Raw genomic sequence first — 13,285 nt, forward strand, 5'->3', positions numbered from 1 at the left:
ACTGATTCTGGGACATCCCTAATTGATCTCGACGATCGAGATATTCTCCACGGGAATACTCGTTTCCTTGAGGATGATGTCCTTCATCTGTGCAACCTGCGCTGCTTCCAAACCGTCGGTCTTGACCACAACATCCACACCCTCGGTGTCATAATAGACCATGCAGTCATCGAACCCTTTCGCTTTAATCAGATTTTCGATCTTCCCTTCGGTTTCGATCGACTTTGCCACCTCGGTCGCTTTTAGGGCCATCTCCGCCTTCAGATCCGCGTCAATCTGGGCATCCTGCATCATATTTTTGAGCGTCTCGACCGATTCGTCCCTCGAGCGCTGGCGGGTGACCTTCGCCTCTGCAAAATAGGCTTCCCCGTCGCTATCAACCGATGGGTCCTTAGAATCTACCAGCTGTGCGTCCCCATAGTTTTTATCGCTTTCCTCAACAGCAGAAGTCGCTGTGAGCATGCCGTCTGCCTGCGCAAACTGGTAGTTGACATAGACCGCCAGTCCAAGCCCTACCACGAGCGATGCCAAGATAATCTGTTTTTTGCCAATAATCATATTCATACGGGGTTCCTCCTCACTTTATTAACTGATTTTTGTCACGCATACTTTATTGTAAGGGATGCCGAGCGCAGTAGTAACCGCCTGTGTCACCCGCTCCTGCACAACAACGCTCTTCGCGCCCTCGCAGACCACCACCACCCCCTGAATCGCTGGCTGCTTCCATGTTTTCAGCAGCGCTTCTTTTTTTCCGCTGCCCGCATCCATTACGATATACTTTTGTTCGGTGTTCTGCTGCTGTGTCTGTTTTTTCATCTCATCCCCCTCGTAGCTGTTGGTTTCGTTGGAATTCTGTGACTCTTCGATCGCATAGATATATTCCACACCATTGGCAGCGGTAATCATCACCTCGCATCTTCCCACCCCCTCGATCTTTCCGATCAGCCTGGTCAACCGATCCTCCAACTGCCCTATGTAAACCTGTGTGTCCAGCTCTCCGCCTGACTGCATCGGCTCAGACTGCTTTTTAGGGAGTACGGAAGAAAGCAGGATCATCAGCATCCCCGCTATCCCGAGGAAAAGAACGGCCTGATGTTTTCTTCCTCTGAAAAATGCGGTAACTTTTTTCTGCAAGACTGCAGACTTGCTGTTCCCATCCATGCGGTCACTCCTTTTTATATCCTATGAGCACGTTTACCCCCAAACGGTCGAGCAGGGCCTCCCGAATCTCCTGATGGCGCGGAAACCAGCTTTCATCCAGTTCCACTTCGCACTCACTAATAGATATGCCGCCTTCCCCGTCCTCATGTACATTTATGTAAATTTTCCGATATTCGACCCCCATATCTTCCAGAAGATCCGCTGCTGCCAGCCGCACGCTTTCGGATATGGCATCCTTCTGCTGTTCCTCTACCATCAGCCGCAGACGGTCCGCACGCCGGTCCGCCTCCTGCTGAAATTCCTCCTGTGTGGTAATGTCGAGGGTCAGCGGCACGAGCGCAACCGGTGAAAGCAGGCATACCAGAAAAAAGACACTCGATGTAATCCCAAACACCCGCTGCATACTCGATTTTGGCAGGATCATCTGTGTCAGCCCGCAGGCGACCGCAGCAGCGCAGATGCCAAAGGCCCATTGCCGAATCTCCTCCATATCAGTTTATACCCCCATCGACGTCATTAGAACCAGCGAGGTTGAGATAATCACCAGAAGCGTAAAACAGAGGATCACCGCAACCAGTACGCCCAGTGTTGCGGAAGAGCTTTTCAGAATTTCCGCAATCGGCTTAATCCCCAGCATCTCACTGACCGCGGATGTCAGGTTGACCGCCAGATACCAGGCCGTTGTCTGTAGAAAAACCGGCAGGAAAGTCAGCAGGGCGATCAGGATTCCAAAGGCCCCTACCGTCGTCCGCAGCAGACGCATATACCCCTGTGTCATTGCGAACGCATCCGAAAGTGCGCCTCCAATCACTGGAACGAAACTTCCGATCAGGAACTTGGCCGTCTTGGAAACCACCGTATCGCTCCCGGATGCAACCATTGTCTGGAGTGAAAGCAGCCCAACAAACAGGGTCAGCAGAAGCCCCAACGCCCAGCTCACGGTTGATTTGATGACGCGGGAAACCGCAGCAACGTCCAACCCCGGCGCAAGGCTCCCGGTGATGCAAAACGCCAAATAGATTCCCATGAGCGGAACCAACGTTCCGGAAACGATCTGTGAAACAATCTGGCAGGCCATAAAAAGGAATGCCGTATAGGTGGTCGCAGTCACCGGCTGTCCGCTCACCGTCACGACCGAGGAAAACACTGGGATAAACGATAGAAGGAAGGTCGAACAGTCCTCGATCGCACGAGCGGTCGTTGTGATGCAGTCGATGATCGGGGATGCAATCGCCGCCGCAATGCAGACCACCGAAACTGCCGTAAACACCGTGTTCAGCGTTCCATCCCACAGGGAAATTCTGAGGCAGTCGAGCAGAGAGCAGAGCAGGATGATTCCCAGCACCGAGCCAAAGACGGTCAGCGGCATCCGTACCCGCTCCCGCACAGCCCCCCATATCTCCTTGAAAAAATCGGATGGCGAGAGCGTAAGCAGCTTTCTATAATCCACTGCCTCGATCCCTACCCTTTCCAGCAGGCTCTTCGCCTGTTCCGGTGCATGGTCCAGCAGCTCATCCGCACCCGATGCTTCCATCTGCTGCCGGTAAACCTCATCCTCCTGTTCGGGGGCTTGCTGTGCGGAAAGTGTAATCCCACAAAAGCAGACCAGAACCATCGAGAGCAGCAGACAAAAAAACGTGCGTTTCATTCTACCCCTCCCTATCCGATCAGACTATTGACGATCGAGAGCACCTGTTCGAACAGCGGCAGGCTGACCAGCAGTACCGATATCTTTCCTGCTGTCTCCACCTTCGATGCAATCGCCGTTTCCCCCAGGTCGCGGCATCCGTCACAGGCGATCTGGGTCACAAAGCAAAGCCCCAGTGACTTGAACAGAATCTGCACATACTCTGCCTGCGCCCCGCTCGCTTCCAACAGGCCCCCGATCCGTTCAAAGAGCGGAGACGCGGAGCTGATCAGCATGGAGATGATGAGGATTCCCGACGCAAGTGAGAGCATCAGGGAATATTCCGGATTCTTTTGACGCAGCAGCACCGACAGTGAGACCGCCACAACCGCCAAGCCGGTGATTTTCAGCATATCCATCAGTACAGCCCGAATACGTTTTTGACCGTCTCGAACAGGGTATTGATCTGCACAATCACCATCATCAGTACAACGATCAGCCCCGCCAACGTGGTCATCATCGCCTGCTCCTCCCGTCCCGACCGGATCAGCACCTGGTTGAGCACCGCTACAATAATCCCGATCGCTGCGATTTTAAAGATCAGATCTACATCCATCCTGTCCGCCTCCCTAAATCAGAATGATCACGAGGAATGCCCCGGAAAGCAGGCCCATCGTTCGGTAGAGCCTTGCATATCCCTGGCAGCGGACGCGTGCCCCGTCCAGCTGGAGCTGGAGCCGTGACCGGATATTCCGAATCTGGGAGAGCTGGGTTTCGAGATCAAACTGTCCAAGGGTGTCCGAAAGCTCCGCCAGGATGCCTGCGTCCTCTCCGGAAAGACTTCCCGGTTGGTGTGTCACCGCCTGTTTCCAAGCTTCCGGAAATGGGACGCCCTGCCTGCAAAGAGAGGAACAGAGCGGCAGATATGCCGCATCTGACAGGGAATCCCGCTGTTCCAGCCGTCCGGCAATCTCGTCCGGCGGAGAGAGGCTATAGGAAAGCTCCCCTTCAAATGCATCCAGCATGGTCACCGCTGTTTCCAGCTGTTCCACCCGGCGCGAAAGTTCACGCGCCAGCGCCATCCCGATCGATGTGGTGCAGAACAGGATCAAAACCATCCCGCCTGCTTTCAACAGAGTCTGCATCATCTTTCCATCCTCCTGACTTCCCGAATATGACAAGGTTTGTCCGCCCCTTCCAGCAGAACCGCCTGCCGGAACGCACCTGTGTGTGCAAGCCGCCGATAGTTCGGCTTACGAAACAGTTCCTCAAAACTTCCCGCGTGGATCGAAGTCACCACTGATACGCCGCTGTTCACCGCCTCCGCAACCGCAAGCACTTCATCTGCGGCAGATACTTCATCGCAGATAATCACTTGCGGAGAGAGATACCGGATCGCTGTCCGCATCCCTTCCGCCTTTGGATAGCCTGAAAGCAGGTCACAGCAGGGTCCAAGCCGGTTGCCAACCTCCCCACCCGATGCGCCGCCAATCTCACCGCTTTCGTCCACCACGCAGACTTTGACATATCTGCCAGTTTCCCCTTCGGAAAGCTGCCGGGCGAGGTCCCGCAGTAAGGTTGTTTTACCGCTGGCCGGTGCCCCGACCAGCAAAATCCCGCCAAATGGATCGGCAAGTCCCTTTTTTATAATTGGATCGGCCGCACCAAAGATTTCCCGCGCTACCCTCAGGTTGATAGAGGTGACATCCCGGACCGCTGTCAGTTTTCCTTCCTCGACCACCGCAGTTGCCGCAACGCCCGCACGATGCCCGCCCTTCACCGAGATGTATCCGGACGCCATCTCCCGCTGATGGCTATGTACCGCCCAGCCGCACAGGCTAACCAAGCAGTCCTGAAGATCCTGCCTGCGTATTCGAAAGCCATCCGCCGGAGGCTGTGAAAACACCCCTCCCCGCTCGTCCACAAACAGAGGGTGTGCTGATGCAGTCAATCCCAGCGGTTGGCCGACCCGCAGGCGAATTTCACTCACCGTCCCGCCGATCCCCGATGGAATCCGTTCCAATACCTGACGTACCCGCTCTCCAAGCATCCCTGCCGCATGTCCAAAACGCTCGTCCTGTTTCATTTCGATCACGTCCTTTTTTTCTCTGTTCTCAGTCTATTGGCACGTCCAGCTTTTTAGAACCGAAAATCCTGCTATCAAAAATACAGAAGGGACACTTTCCATAAAGAAGCATCTCTTCTGCATGTTAGGAATGGCACTTATCCTGCTCCGCCTGGTTCTGAAAGTTATAAATCAGCCGGTCCTTTTCCCCGAACCTTAAAAAAGACCCCTCTGCGAAAAATTCCGCAGAGAGGCTCTGTTATCCTGCCTGTGTGAGACGTTCTACCGCCTCCTGCTCGCTCCCGACAAAAAATACATCTTTGCCGTTGTTGCTTTCATAGATGAAATCCTTGAGCGGCTTGCTGGTGTACCCGGAAAAATCCCCGATGATCGCCAGTTTCGCATGGTAGTTGATAAATTTTTGCAGGATTTCCCCTGCAATCCCACTGCTTAACCGGAAAAAATCCTCCTCGACCGCCGGTTTCGGAACTGCGATCCGGCTGCATCCAGTCTCATACCGGACCGACATAATCAGGTCAACCGCCGATTGTGCATCTGACAGTAGAATCTTGTCAGACCCCATTACGACTACTGCACTTTCCCCAAGCTCTTTTCGCTCGATTCGCACAATTTTTCACCTCCTTTCATTTAAGACCATCATACTGCCATATTAAAAACAAACCGGCGGAAAATGCTCGCCGGTTTGTTTTTAATTGTGTCTGCTCTGGTTGTGTGCAAAAAATATCGGTTTACAGCCCCCGCGTCACAGGATCACAGCGAAAATATTCTTCTTTCTGCTGGCTGTCCTGATAAGTTTACAGATCTTTTTACAATCCCTCATCCCGTCCGCAGCATCAGAAACTGGATTCCGCCAATCAGCAGCAGATGCGCCGGATAGAACCAATAAAAGAGCCATCTGCGCCATCCGCCCGACGGGCCGCGCTCGCCGTTATAGCGACTGAGCAGAAACAGCGCAAGGAACATACCGCTATCCGAAAGGTAGTACAGGAAGGTTTCCAAATTCAGGCTGAACTCCCCCAAATAGATCAGCGACTGGAATGGGCTTGTCCAAATACGGAGCACACCCACGCCCAGGAGGGTTATCAGCGCGTAGCCAACTGCCTGATTGCGGAAATCGCCTCGATAGAAATCGAACACAAGGATGATGATAATACCATAGATCGCCCAATCCCCCAGCATCCCCAGTGTGAACAGCAGCAGAATCAGCAGTAATTTCAACACAGAATTCTTCACATGATGGCGTACAGTGACCGCAAGGACGCCCAACAGGATGGTATAAATAACATTGAGCCGCAAGGGGTTGAGGCTCCCGACATCGCCGCCTGCATGGAAAAGCAGAAAGGGAAAATAGCTGATTCCTGCGAAAATCACTAGACGCAGGATGTATCGTTTCAGATCACGGGTATGGTGGTATCCCTCAACGGCAAAATAAAACATGGTTGGCCCGGTGATCCGCCCGATGAAATGCATCGCAACCGCCAGAAACGTCCCATCCGGAACAAACGAGAAAGCAAGATGGTCGATCACCATTGCCACAATCGCGATCAGTTTCAGCTGCCATGCGTTCAGCCCGACCCGCTGTCCATCTGTTTGATATTGCTCCATAATTCCCCTCTTTTCGCAGTTGACTGCTGTCTAGTATATTCCATTCCCTTCCGGCAATCAAGCGGCAAATTGTGAATATTCCAGTCAGGATAGCCTCTGTCCGCTCTTTTTCAGCAGCATTTCATGCATCCACACCATCACCGCCAGAGAAAGAATCAGATAAACCGGAAACCATGCCACATTGATGTGGTTGGCAATCAGTCCAAAAAGCGGCGGCATTACGCAGGTTCCAATATATGCGCTCGCCATTTGCACGCCGATCACCGCCTGTGAACGATCGGCTCCGAAATGAGCTGGTGTAGAATGGATGATACAGGGAAAAACCGGTGCACAGCCCAGGCCAATCAAAATCAGGCCTACCAAGGTGAAAAATTCCCCCAGCGGGAGCAACAGAGCGATGATTCCGACAGCGATCACTCCCTGTCCCAGACGAATTATCTGCGGATCATCCATCCTGATTGTCAGGAAGCCGCTGAACGCCCGGCCAACAGTAATCCCTATAAAGAACAGGCTGGCAAAACCCGCTGCCTGTTCTGTGGAAAATCCCGCATGCAATGCCAGATAACTGCTCGCCCAGAGTGAAGTGGTCTGTTCTACCGCGCTGTAGCAGAAAAAAGCAATCATCACCTCTTTCGCGCCAGGGATTCTGAAAATCTCCCGCAGGGTGAGCGGCTTGTCGGGGGCTTCCCCTGCGCCTGCATCGGTCCTCTGCCCTTTCCAAAGCGGCAGGCTGACCAGCAGAATCGCAGTCAGAACGACCTGAAGTACTGCTATGCTTCGATATCCAGCAGGCCAGCCCTGCCCGCCAGTCAGGGCGTATCCCATGATATACGGCCCGATCGATGCCCCGATCCCCCACATACAGTGCAGCCAGCTCATATGGCGGCTCGCATAGTGCAGGGCAACATAGTTGTTGAGGGAAGCGTCCACACTTCCCGCTCCGACCCCATAGGGTATTGCCCAAAAGCAGAGCATCCAGAACGATCGGCTGACCGAAAATCCGAAGAGTGCAGCCGCAGTGAGCGCCACACTGAACGCTGTGACCTTTCCAGTACCAAGACTGCGGGAAAGGCGGTCGCTTTGCAGGCTGGACACAACGGTGCCAAGCGCAATAATCATTGAGATCACACCCGCATAAGAGATTGGCACGTCAAAGCCGGCATACATCGACGGCCATGCCGAACCCAGCAGGGCATCCGGCAGGCCAAGACTGATAAAAGACAGATAGATCACCACTAAAAGCAGATGTATCATACTTGCATTCCTCCTCGCTGTTTGCTATCATTATATCAGCAAAATTTGCGGACAGATAGAACAAAACAGCCGGTTTTATAGGAGAAAACCGCCAAACAGGAGGATCACATGGCATTGACAGCATGTAATATCAGAACCAGCCCACAGGGCAGAGAGTTAAAACTGCATGGGACTGCTCTGTTTCCGGTAGCCTGCTATTATGACGACCTGACAACCGAATCGGTCCCATGGCATTGGCACGATGAACTGGAGGCGCTCATTGTTGTTGAGGGAACGGCGGCTGTGACAGCAGGTACAGAGAGTTTTACAGTCCGGCAGGGGGAAGGCTTTTTCTGCAATACCGGGGTGCTGCACGCGGCGTGGAATGCCGGGCACGCCAGTTGTCTGCTGCATTCGGTGGTGTTTCATCCCCGGCTGGTCGGCGGCAGCATCGACAGCGTCTTCTGGCAGGACTATCTTCAGCCTTTGCTGGAAAATCTATCCTGCAAGAGTGTCCTGCTTGACGGCTCTGCGCAGTGGCATCGAAACGGGGTCATCTCTATTGAAAACGCATGGAAGTTTTGTATGGAGGAACCGTCCGGATACGAGTTCTCAGTCCGTACCGCACTGTCTGAACTGGTTTTTCTGCTCTCCAGCAACCGCCCGACAGTGTCCGTCCCTCCTTCCGAGCGGTCTCTGCGGGAGGCCGAACGAATCAAGACTATGCTTCAGTTTATACAGGAACATTATCCCGAAGAGCTGGACACAGCACAAATCGCAGCCAGCGCCCGGGTAAGCGTGAGTGAGTGCCTGCGTTGCTTCCGTAACACCATTGGTGTCCCACCAATCCAATATCTCAAACAGTTCCGCATCCAGAAAGCGGCCGAGCTGCTCGCAACGACCGACTGGAAAATCGCGGAGATCGCCACACAATGCGGATTTCAGGATATGAGCTATTTTGCCCGAACCTTCCGTGAGCTGAAAGGCTCTGCGCCGACCGAATATCGTAACCGGGCCAGACTAGCCAACAGCCGCAGAGGATAACTCCCCTGCGGCTCCTGTTCGTTTCAAGGCTCCTTTTTCTTATCTGCGTGACCACTGTACCCCCTGCGGAGTATCTTTCAAAAGAATCCCCATCTCGTTAAGCTGGTCACGGATGCGGTCGGCCTCTGCAAAATTCTTTGCCTTGCGTGCCGCCTGCCGTTGCTCGATCAGGGCTTCTACTTCACTGTCCAGATCGTCCGACCCGCGTTGATAGAGCAGCCCAAGCACCCCGCACAGCTCGTCAAATTTGGAAATCGCGCAGGAGACCGCCTGTTTGGAGCGCGGTTCTGTCAGGAACGAATTGATGTCCCGCGCCATCTCGAACAGTGCAGCGATCCCGTCGGCGGTATTGAGGTCGTCGTCCATCGCCTCAATAAACTGGGCAATCCGGCGTTCGAGCTGCTCCTGAAAGGCGCCCTCCCCTTCTGTGGGCCCATCCAACGCATTTTTCAGCGCAAAGTCCAGATTGTTCCGGCAGTTGTGCAGCCGCTCAAGCGCGGATTTACACTGTTCGATCACTTCCAGACTGTAGTTGATCGGGCTGCGATAATGCGCCTGAAGCATCATGAATTTGATCGGCTCATAACCGAATTTGTTCGCAACCTCCCGGGTGGTGAAAAAGTTTCCGAGGGATTTGCTCATCTTCCGGTTGTCAACATTGATATAGCCGTTGTGCATCCAGTAATGGACATACTCAACCCCGGTGCAGCACTCGCTTTGAGCAATCTCGTTTTCATGATGTGGGAAGATCAGGTCCTGACCGCCGCAGTGGATGTCGATGGTCTCCCCGAGATGTTTTCGGATCATGGCGCTGCACTCGATATGCCAGCCCGGACGACCCTCCCCCCACGGGGAGGCCCAGCTCGGCTCGCCCGGCTTTGCGGCTTTCCAAAGGACAAAATCGAGCGGGTCCTCCTTGGCTTCGCTGACATCGATCCGCGCGCCCGATTCCAGTTCTTCCAGCGGCTGGTGGGACAGCTTCCCATATCCGGAGAACCGGCGGGAACGGAAATAAACGCTTCCCTCGTGCGCATAGGCATAACCCTTCTCCTCAAGGATGCGCACCATCTCGATGATGGTGTCGATGTTTTCGGTCGCGCGGGGATGGATATTCGCGGGGCGGATCCCCAGCCCTTCCGTGTCGGTCAGATATTCCCCAATATACCGCTCCGCAACCTCCTTAACGGTGATCCCTTCTTCGTTGGCTTTGTTGATGAGCTTGTCGTCGATGTCGGTGAAGTTCTGGACAAAAGTCACGTCATAGCCGCGATATTCAAGGTACCGGCGCAGGGTATCAAACACGCAAATCGGGCGGGCGTTGCCAATATGGATAAAGTTATAGACGGTCGGGCCGCAGGCGTACATTTTGACCTTGCCCGGCTCGATAGGGACGAACTCCTCTTTCTGTCTGGTGAGGGTGTTGTAAATTTTCATGCAGATTGCTCCTTTATTTTGTAAAATAGGTTACAGCTTGTGCGGGATTGGTTGTAGAAGACTGCAAAAATTCTCCGATTTAGAATAGCCTCGGATGCGGTAAGTTCAATAGCAAACAGCCTCTAAGCCGGCTCGCGGGCAGACTGGGAAAAAGGCCCCGATCCGGATGGTTCCTGCGTCTTTTCCAGCTCGCGCAGACGCTTTTCCATCCGACTGATCTGGATATTCAGCTTACAGATTTCCTGCGCAACCGGGTCCGGGATATGCACATGATCAAGCTGCCCGGTCGGCCTGCGGCCACCGATCCGCACCACCCGCGCAGGCACGCCGACCGCTGTAGCCTGTGGCGGGAGAGACTCAAGTACCACTGCGTTGGACGCGACCTTTGCGCCGTCACCTACCTTGAACGGTCCGAGGATTTTGGCACCGCTGCCGACGGTAACATTTTTTCCCAATGTCGGATGCCGTTTTCCCTTCTCCTTGCCGGTTCCGCCGAGCGTAACCCCCTGATAGATTGTACAGCCATCACCGACCTCGGCAGTCTCTCCGATCACCACGCCCGAACCGTGGTCAATCAGCACACCTCTGCCTATCTTTGCGCCGGGATGGATCTCAATGCCAGTCAGAAATCGGGCGAACTGGCTAATCATCCGCGCGGAGAGATAGCATTCATGCTGATAAAGCCAGTGCGCCGGTCGATGCAGCATGATCGCATGCAGGCCGCTCGAAATCAGCAGTGTTTCCAGGCTGCTGCGGGCGGCTGGATCGCGCTCCTTGACTGCGGCAATATCCTTTTTAAGCGATTGAAACATCAAACAGACCTCCTGTTTTCGTCTGTGGAACACGGCACAAAAAAGCCTTCGTCCGGCATTGATCCAGACGAAGGCGGTTAGGTTTCCGCGGTTCCACTCCGATTTATTACTCAGGGCCTGCTTCCGGCCTTTTCAGACGCAGATTCAGCCCTTTACCCTTAACGCGGGAAACGTGCCGCCATACTTGGGGAATCCCGTTGGGACGGCCTGCTCGCGGGTGCATTTCGCCGCAATCCCGCCGGACACGCTTTCAGCCGGTGACGCGTCCTCTCTGCTGCGGAAATCCTGCGGGTACTTCTCCCGTTCTATGCATTTGTTCCATCTAAGTCTATGCACAGGATACCATATTTGTGCCCCGGATGCAAGCATTTATTTCAGATCGGAAAGCAGGTCCCGGTTCTTCCAGACATAATTCCATCCTGAAAATACCGTCAGAATGACCACGATCAGCTGTAAAACAACATCCCCAAAAAAGAATGCCGGTGAATAGGAAGCGGGCGAGGGCGGCAGCAGATCAAAAACCACCCACATCGAAAGGAGCGCGTAGAGCACCCAGACAATCTGCATGACTGTTTTGAGCTTGCCGTACCGATCGGCAGCGATCACCCTGCCCTGTTCGGCAGCGATCAGCCGTACCGAAGTGACCAGAAACTCCCGCGCAAGGATGATGAACGTCCCGAGCGTCGAGGCGCGCCCGGTTTCCAGAAAACAGATCAATGCGGAAAAGACCAGCAGCTTGTCGGCAAGCGGGTCCATCAGCTTGCCAAAGTTGGTAACCAGCCCGTCCCGCCGGGCAATATGGCCGTCCAGATAGTCGGTAAACGACGCCGCCCCAAAAATTGCGGCAGCGATCAGATATCGGTGGGGAATCCCATCACAAAGCATAAAAATCAGGAAAAAAGGGATCAGCGCCATGCGCATCACTGTGAGCCTGTTCGGCAGATTCATGCTTCCACCTCCAGCATCCTGCCCAGCAGGTCATATTCCTCGGTCCCGGTGATCTCCACAGCAACGTAACTGCCGGACGGGCAGTCTGCCGGGCCGGTGAAAAATACCTTTGTGTCGATGTCGGGCGCATCCATATAGCTGCGGCCGTACCACAGCCCGTCCCGGGCACGCCCCTCGACCAGTACAGTCAACCGCCTGCCGATCTGTGAAGCGTTAAACGCCTCAAGCACCCGATATTGCTCCTCCATCACAACCTCTGCGCGGTGGCGCTTTTTCTCCTCGTCGATCTGCCCGTCCATCTCGGCTGCGGGAGTATCCTCCTCCGCCGAATAGGGGAAACAGCCGAGCCGCTCGAACTTTACCTCGCGGATGAAGGTGCAAAGCTCGGAAAAATCTACCTCGCTTTCGGTCGGGAATCCAGTAATCAGGGTGGTGCGCAGGACTACCCCAGGCACCCGTTCCCGGATTTTCCGCATCAGCGCGGTGAGCGAACCCGCATCCCCGCGGCGGTTCATCAGCTTGAGCAGCCGCCCGCTGACATGCTGGATCGGTATGTCCATATATTTGACGATTTTTTCCTCCCGCGCCATCACCTCGAGCAGCTGGTCGGTGATCCGATCGGGATAGCAGTAGAGGATGCGGACCCAGCGGATTCCGTCGACCCTGCAAAGCTGCTCAAGCAGTTCCGGCAGAGCGGGCCTGCCATAGAGGTCCTCGCCATAACGGGTGGTATCCTGCGCGACAACGTTCAGTTCGGTGACTCCGGCATCCGCGAGACGTTTCGCCTCTTCGACCACTTTCTCAACCGGACGCGAGCGGAATCCGCCGCGGATCAGAGGGATTGCACAATAAGAGCAGCGGTTGTCGCACCCGTCCGCAACCTTGAGATAGGCAAAATACGGGGCGTTCGCAAGGATACGCGGCCCCTCAAGCGGCAAGGCATACTTATCCCCAAACGCGACCGTCTTTTTGCCGTCGAGCGCATCGCGGATCGCCTGCAAAATCTCTTTGTTTTTGCCGATCCCGAGCACCACATCCGCCTCGGGGATCTCGACCGAGACCTCCTCACGATACCGTTCAGCGAGACAGCCGGTCACCACAACCGCCTTAACCTGCCCTTCTTCCTTCATCTGGCAGAACTCCAGAATCGTTTCGATACTTTCCCGTTTTGCCTCCTCGATAAACCCACAGGTGTTGATAATCACCACATCGCATTCGGACGCATCTGCGCTGATCTCGTAACCACCCTCGACGATCAGGGCGAGCAGAAGTTCCGCATCCACCTGATTTTTCGAGCATCCGAGCGACACCATTCCAATCTTGACTGCCATAGGC

Annotated in this window: 16 protein-coding genes; 1 reads left to right on the top strand and 15 read right to left on the bottom strand. The window is 54.5% G+C overall.

What is annotated here, in order from left to right; all coding sequences use genetic code 11:
- Positions 1–18 precede the first annotated feature (18 nt).
- The 11 genes from D5269_RS01840 to D5269_RS01890 all read right to left on the bottom strand — a co-directional run bounded on the left by D5269_RS01840 (position 19) and on the right by D5269_RS01890 (position 7,733).
- On the bottom strand, positions 19–564 hold the full coding sequence (locus D5269_RS01840) for a SpoIIIAH-like family protein (protein WP_120481897.1): 546 nt from the start codon (positions 562–564) through the stop codon (positions 19–21).
- Between the two features lie 21 nt (positions 565–585).
- Complete coding sequence (locus D5269_RS01845) at positions 586–1,161, bottom strand: stage III sporulation protein AG (RefSeq protein ID WP_016316178.1); 576 nt, start codon at positions 1,159–1,161, stop codon at positions 586–588.
- A gap of 4 nt (positions 1,162–1,165) precedes the next feature.
- On the bottom strand, positions 1,166–1,651 hold the full coding sequence (locus tag D5269_RS01850) for a stage III sporulation protein AF (protein ID WP_016316177.1): 486 nt from the start codon (positions 1,649–1,651) through the stop codon (positions 1,166–1,168).
- A gap of 6 nt (positions 1,652–1,657) precedes the next feature.
- Entirely contained in the window at positions 1,658–2,809 is a 1,152-nt protein-coding gene (locus D5269_RS01855; RefSeq protein ID WP_120481899.1) for a hypothetical protein, read from the bottom strand.
- Between the two features lie 11 nt (positions 2,810–2,820).
- A complete protein-coding gene (locus D5269_RS01860; protein ID WP_016316175.1) occupies positions 2,821–3,207 on the bottom strand; it encodes a stage III sporulation AC/AD family protein in 387 nt (128 codons plus the stop codon).
- Positions 3,207–3,404 (bottom strand): stage III sporulation protein AC, encoded by a 198-nt coding sequence (spoIIIAC, locus tag D5269_RS01865; RefSeq protein WP_016316174.1) that lies wholly within the window; start codon positions 3,402–3,404, stop codon positions 3,207–3,209. Before spoIIIAC ends, D5269_RS01860 begins: the two co-directional genes overlap by 1 nt.
- A 13-nt stretch (positions 3,405–3,417) precedes the next feature.
- Positions 3,418–3,936 (bottom strand): stage III sporulation protein AB, encoded by a 519-nt coding sequence (locus D5269_RS01870; RefSeq protein WP_016316173.1) that lies wholly within the window; start codon positions 3,934–3,936, stop codon positions 3,418–3,420.
- Complete coding sequence (locus D5269_RS01875; RefSeq protein WP_016316172.1) at positions 3,933–4,874, bottom strand: ATPase, T2SS/T4P/T4SS family; 942 nt, start codon at positions 4,872–4,874, stop codon at positions 3,933–3,935. Before D5269_RS01875 ends, D5269_RS01870 begins: the two co-directional genes overlap by 4 nt.
- Before the next feature lie 238 nt (positions 4,875–5,112).
- Positions 5,113–5,481: a DUF4180 domain-containing protein gene (locus D5269_RS01880; protein WP_256374341.1), complete on the bottom strand. Its 369-nt coding sequence runs from the start codon at positions 5,479–5,481 to the stop codon at positions 5,113–5,115.
- 209 nt (positions 5,482–5,690) lie between these two features.
- Positions 5,691–6,479 (bottom strand): TraX family protein, encoded by a 789-nt coding sequence (locus D5269_RS01885; protein WP_016316170.1) that lies wholly within the window; start codon positions 6,477–6,479, stop codon positions 5,691–5,693.
- Between the two features lie 84 nt (positions 6,480–6,563).
- Positions 6,564–7,733, bottom strand: a complete 1,170-nt coding sequence (locus D5269_RS01890) for an MFS transporter (protein WP_120481901.1) — start codon at positions 7,731–7,733, stop codon at positions 6,564–6,566.
- Between the two features lie 108 nt (positions 7,734–7,841).
- On the opposite strand from D5269_RS01890, the gene D5269_RS01895 reads away from it, so the two are divergent.
- Positions 7,842–8,756, top strand: a complete 915-nt coding sequence (locus tag D5269_RS01895; protein ID WP_120481903.1) for an AraC family transcriptional regulator — start codon at positions 7,842–7,844, stop codon at positions 8,754–8,756.
- A 39-nt stretch (positions 8,757–8,795) separates the two neighbouring features.
- On the opposite strand, the gene cysS is transcribed toward D5269_RS01895, so the two are convergent.
- The 4 genes from cysS to rimO form a co-directional block, all read right to left on the bottom strand.
- Positions 8,796–10,190, bottom strand: coding sequence for a cysteine--tRNA ligase (gene cysS, locus D5269_RS01900; protein WP_016316167.1), 1,395 nt, complete (start codon positions 10,188–10,190; stop codon positions 8,796–8,798).
- A gap of 122 nt (positions 10,191–10,312) precedes the next feature.
- Positions 10,313–11,002 (bottom strand): serine O-acetyltransferase, encoded by a 690-nt coding sequence (cysE, locus tag D5269_RS01905; RefSeq protein WP_016316166.1) that lies wholly within the window; start codon positions 11,000–11,002, stop codon positions 10,313–10,315.
- 369 nt (positions 11,003–11,371) lie between these two features.
- Positions 11,372–11,950, bottom strand: coding sequence for a CDP-diacylglycerol--glycerol-3-phosphate 3-phosphatidyltransferase (pgsA, locus tag D5269_RS01910; protein ID WP_120481905.1), 579 nt, complete (start codon positions 11,948–11,950; stop codon positions 11,372–11,374).
- Positions 11,947–13,281 carry a 30S ribosomal protein S12 methylthiotransferase RimO gene (gene rimO / locus D5269_RS01915; protein ID WP_120481907.1) on the bottom strand — a complete coding sequence of 445 codons (1,335 nt, stop codon included), beginning with the start codon at positions 13,279–13,281 and terminating at the stop codon, positions 11,947–11,949. Before rimO ends, pgsA begins: the two co-directional genes overlap by 4 nt.
- Positions 13,282–13,285 lie beyond the last annotated feature (4 nt).

The organism is Anaerotruncus sp. 1XD42-93 (assembly GCF_009917605.1).
Taxonomy (GTDB): Bacteria; Bacillota; Clostridia; order Oscillospirales; family Ruminococcaceae; genus Anaerotruncus.